The sequence below is a fragment of the Roseateles sp. P5_E11 genome (genome assembly GCF_054049355.1).
Window position 1 is genome coordinate 1 of record NZ_JBFUMO010000502.1, and the last position, 4,285, is coordinate 4,285.

Consider the following 4,285-nt stretch of genomic DNA (forward strand, 5'->3'; position numbering starts at 1 on the left):
CAAGGTCTTGCGTTCCTCGGCGGGCTCAAAGGGGGGGAGAAAACCACCTCGGTGCGAACGGCTTTCGGGTTTGGCTGTTGGCTGTTCGGCTGTTCCGGGGCTCCCCCTTGGAGGAGCCGAGAAGCGCAGGGCGGCGAGGCGTGCGCGMAGCGCACTTCGTCAACTGACTTCGCGCAGCTGTYTGACCGCAGCGTAGCGAAGGGAGTTCTGCGCGAGCCTCGTCGTCCGAGCATCGCAGGGRACCCCGCAGCGAAGCGAAGGGGCGACGGAACGGGGGCGATTTCTTTGCTTACTTTCTTGTTCGCACAAGAAAGTGAGTCGGCCGCCGGGACGAACTCCCGGCTGGGCCTCGGCACAAAGACACAGCTACGAAAAGGCCACCACATCAGCTGCTTGCCGCGCTGGCACCCGACGCCGCCGCATCCGCCGCACTCGGCGGCGCCAGCAGCACCTTCTCGCCGGCCTTCAGGCCATCCAGCACCTGCACCTTGGCGCCGTCCTGCAGGCCCACCTTGACCTGCCGCGGCGTCTGCTTGTTCGCCGCGTCCAGCACCTGCACCGTGAAGCGACCGTCCTTGCCGCGCTCACCGAGCGCGACGATGGGCATGGCCAGCACCTGCTTGGCCGAGCCGGTCTCGATGTCGACCTGCACCGTCATGTCGCTGAACAGCGCCCGCTCGCGGTTGTCCACCTCGAACAGCACGTTGTAGAACACCGCATTGCCCGCGCGCTCCGGCACGGGCTGGATGACGCGCACCTTGCCCTCGTAGCGCTTGCCTTCGCCCGACAGCGTGGTGAAGCGCGCCGTCTGGCCGACCTTGATGGCCTGGATGTCGGCCTCGGGCACCTTGGTGCGCACGGTGATGGTGTCCAGATCGGCCAGCGTCAGGATGACGGGCGTGATCTGCACCGAGATCAGCGTCTGGCCCACCTGCACGGGCAGGTTGACGACGGTGCCATTCATGGGCGCGGTGATGCGCGTGTAGGAGAGGCTGACCTTCTTCTTGTCCAGCTCGGCCTGCAGGCGCGTGAGGTTGGCGGCCTGGCCACGCAGATCGGCTTCGATCTTGGCGATGTCGATCTCGGCCTTCTCGGCTTCGTTGCCCGAGGTGGCCTGGCCAGCCAGCAGGCGCTGCTGGCGCTTGAGTTCGCGGCGGGCGGCTTCGGCGTCGACGCGGCGGCTGTCGATAGACGCGCTGGCCTGGGCCACGGCGGCTTCGGCTTGCGCCACGTCGCTGCGCGCCAGCTCGGGGTCGAGGCTGACGAGCAGGTCGCCCTTCTTGACTTGCTGGCCCAGCTCGATGTGGATGGTCTGGACCTGGCCGCTGACCTGGGCGCCGACGTCGACGCGGGTCTTGGCCTGAAGCACGCCGGCGGCCTGCACGGTCTGGGTCACGTCAGCCAGGGCGACGACGCCGCTGGGCGGAGGGGGAGGCGGGGGCGGTGTGCGAGTGAACCACCAGGCGGCGCCAGCGGCAGCGAGCACGGCGATGACGATCAGGCGCACGCGCCAGCGTTTCAGAAAAGAAGCTTTCATGTCCCTCCCAGGACGATGGGGTCTTATTCGCCCCTTCCGGCCGGCATTGGCGTGATGGGTCGGCTAGCGTAGCAGTTGAACGGAGCCTGGCGGCCCCACTTCACACATCGTCGTGAGTGAAGCGCCGCTTGGCAAAAGTCATGTGGGGTCAGGGCTTGAGTACTTCAAGCCGTGCACTCAGCGGCTGTGCGAGGTCAGCCGGGCCAGCGGCGAGGCCATGCTCACTCCGGGGGCCGCCGTGCTGGCRCCGCGTGCAGTCTTGCCGTCGTCGTCCTCGCCGCCGACGGTCAGCGCGGCGATGCTGTCGGGGCTGCGGCGCATCGCCACGCCCACGGCGAGGATGTCGATGACCAGCAGGTGCAGGATGCGGCTGACCATCGGCAGGTGGGTGGCGATGTCCTCGATGTGGTCGACGATCAGCGTCGCATCTGCCTTCTTGGCCAGCGGGCTCTGGCTGGCCGTGATGGCCACGACCTTGGCGCCGCGTTCCTGCGCCTTCTCGACGACGGACAGCAGCTCGGGCAGGCGGCCGCCGCTGCTGATGACGACGGCCACGTCGCCCTCGCGCAGCACATCGGCGGCCAGCAGCTGCAGGCGCGGGTCGGTGTAGGCGCCGCAGGGCATGCCAAAGCGCAGGAATTTGAACTGCGCGTCCTGGGCGACGACGCCGTAATGGCCGAGGGCGAAGAACTCGATGCGGTGAGCCGACAGCAGCATGTCGATGGCGCGGTCGATGGTGTCGCGGTTCAGGTGGCTGCGCACCTGCAGGATGGCGCTGGCGGTGTTGCCTAGCACCTTGGCGCCCAGCTCCAGCATGGAGTCGTTGGTGTTGACCTGGGTGTGCGTCACCGGCACCGTGCCCGTCAGGCCGGAAGCCAGGCGCAGCTTGAAGTCGGACAGGCCCTCGCAACCCAGCGAGCGGCAGAAGCGGATGACAGTCGGCTGGCTGACACCGGCGGCGCGGGCAATCTCGGCGATGGGGTCGTTCAGCACCGAGCGCGGCTGGGCGAGCACCAGGTCAGCCACGCGCAGCTCGGCGGGTGACAGCTCGCTGCGGGCGCGGCGGATCTGGCCGAGGATGGCCGAGCCGGGCGAGGCCTGCAGGTTGCGCAGCTGGTTTTCAAGAATGGCCGAGGCGCCCTTGAAGGTGGCGTGCTCGGCCGTGATGACGAAGGTCGGGATGGCCGACACGTACTCGCGGAAGCGCCCCTTGTCCTCGAAGCGCTCGCGAAACGGGCTGCGGTCGAAGTACTCGCCCAGGCGCGGCACGATGCCGCCGCCGATATAGATGCCACCCAGCGAACCCAGCGTGACGGCCAGGTTGGCCGCGCAGGTGCCAAGCAGGCCGCAGAAGACTTCCAGTGTTTCCAGGCACAGCGCGTCGCCATCCTCCAGCGCGCGTTGGGTGATGGCAGGCGCCTGCAGCGGCTCGGTGGCCACGCCGTTGCGGTCGGCCAGGGCCTTGTAGATCAGCTCCAGGCCGGGGCCGGAGATCAGGCGCTCATAGGAGACGTGGTCGAGCGTCTTCCAGGCGAACTTCAGGATGTCCATCTCGCGCTCATCACGCGGGCCGAAGTTGACGTGGCCGCCCTCAGTGCCGAGCGCAATCCAGCCTTCCCCGGCCGGGATCAGCCCCGACACGCCCAGGCCCGTACCCGCGCCCAGCAGGCCGATGACGCTGGGTCGGCGCGCCTGGCCGCCGCCGACCTGGTGCACATCCACTTCGGCCAGCCGGGGCAGGGCCATGGCCAGGGCGGTGAAGTCGTTGACGACGACGAGGGTGTCCAGGCTCAGGCGCTGGCGCATCTCGTCGATGGAGAACTGCCAGTGGTAGTTGGTCATGCGCACCCGATCGCCTTCGACCGGGTTGGCGATGGCGATGGCCGCATGCGCGATTTGCTGTGCGCCGCCGTCCTGCCAGCTCAGGCCTTGCAGATAAGCGCGCACGGCGGCGTGGAAGTCGGCGTGGTCGGCGCAGCGCAGCGAGGCCATCTGCGTGAACTCACCCGGGCCGATTTCCAGCGCGAAACGGGCATAGGTGCCGCCAATATCGGCAAGCAGGCGGGGGCTGTCGAAACGGGGCATGGGCGCTGAAGGAACCTGAGGAAAGACGGGCGATTATCAGCAGGCGCGCAGGCGACCTGCCTTGGACCCTTTCGGGGGCGATTCCTGGTGTGGAAGCTCAAACAGGTTGTAGCTTCACTACAGATCCTCGGCAATCGAGTTTCCCCAGGGCGATGGCTGGCTTGCCGGGAGTTGAAAGCGGTTTCTCATTCGAGATTTGATTCCAAGGGCGAGTATGTATTGTCGATTTGATGTAGTTTTGCTACCGTCCGCCGCGACCGTCATTTCACCCTTTTCAGCCCTGTGTTTGCCACTGTCCGACTCCTGAATATCCGCTGCCTTGCGCCCCTCCTTGTTTCGGGAGTTCCTGTATGAGTGCCGCCTACCCTTGGTTGGTGGCCGACGTCGGCGGCACCAATGCGCGTTTCGGCACCGTTGCCGGCCCCGGCGCCGCAGTGGAAGACGTGCGGGTGCTGTCGGTGGCGGGCCATGCGGGCCCGGCGGCCGCTGTCCGCGCTTATCTGCAGGGGCAGCCCGCCGGCAAGGCCGAGCCGCAAAGTGCGGCCTTTGCGCTCGCGACGGCGCTGGACGGCGATCACATCGAGCTGACCAACGGTGCCTGGAGCTTCTCGCGCGCCGGCACGCAGGCCGAACTGGGCCTGAAGACGCTGCTCTGCCTGAATG

General features: G+C 67.5%; 3 protein-coding genes. 1 reads left to right on the forward strand and 2 read right to left on the reverse strand.

Going from position 1 to position 4,285, the window contains the following annotated elements:
* Nucleotides 1-385: 385 nt before the first annotated feature.
* Both ACXJKR_RS25695 and ACXJKR_RS25700 read right to left on the reverse strand, forming a co-directional pair.
* Entirely contained in the window at nucleotides 386-1,537 is a 1,152-nt protein-coding gene (locus ACXJKR_RS25695; protein ID WP_457325218.1) for an efflux RND transporter periplasmic adaptor subunit, read from the reverse strand.
* A 177-nt stretch (nucleotides 1,538-1,714) separates the two neighbouring features.
* Nucleotides 1,715-3,622 (reverse strand): glucokinase, encoded by a 1,908-nt coding sequence (locus ACXJKR_RS25700; protein WP_457325220.1) that lies wholly within the window; start codon nucleotides 3,620-3,622, stop codon nucleotides 1,715-1,717.
* A gap of 350 nt (nucleotides 3,623-3,972) precedes the next feature.
* Here ACXJKR_RS25700 and ACXJKR_RS25705 point away from each other — a divergent pair.
* Nucleotides 3,973-4,285 (forward strand): glucokinase (locus ACXJKR_RS25705; RefSeq protein WP_457325221.1); only part of this gene is annotated, 313 nt, incomplete at its 3' end.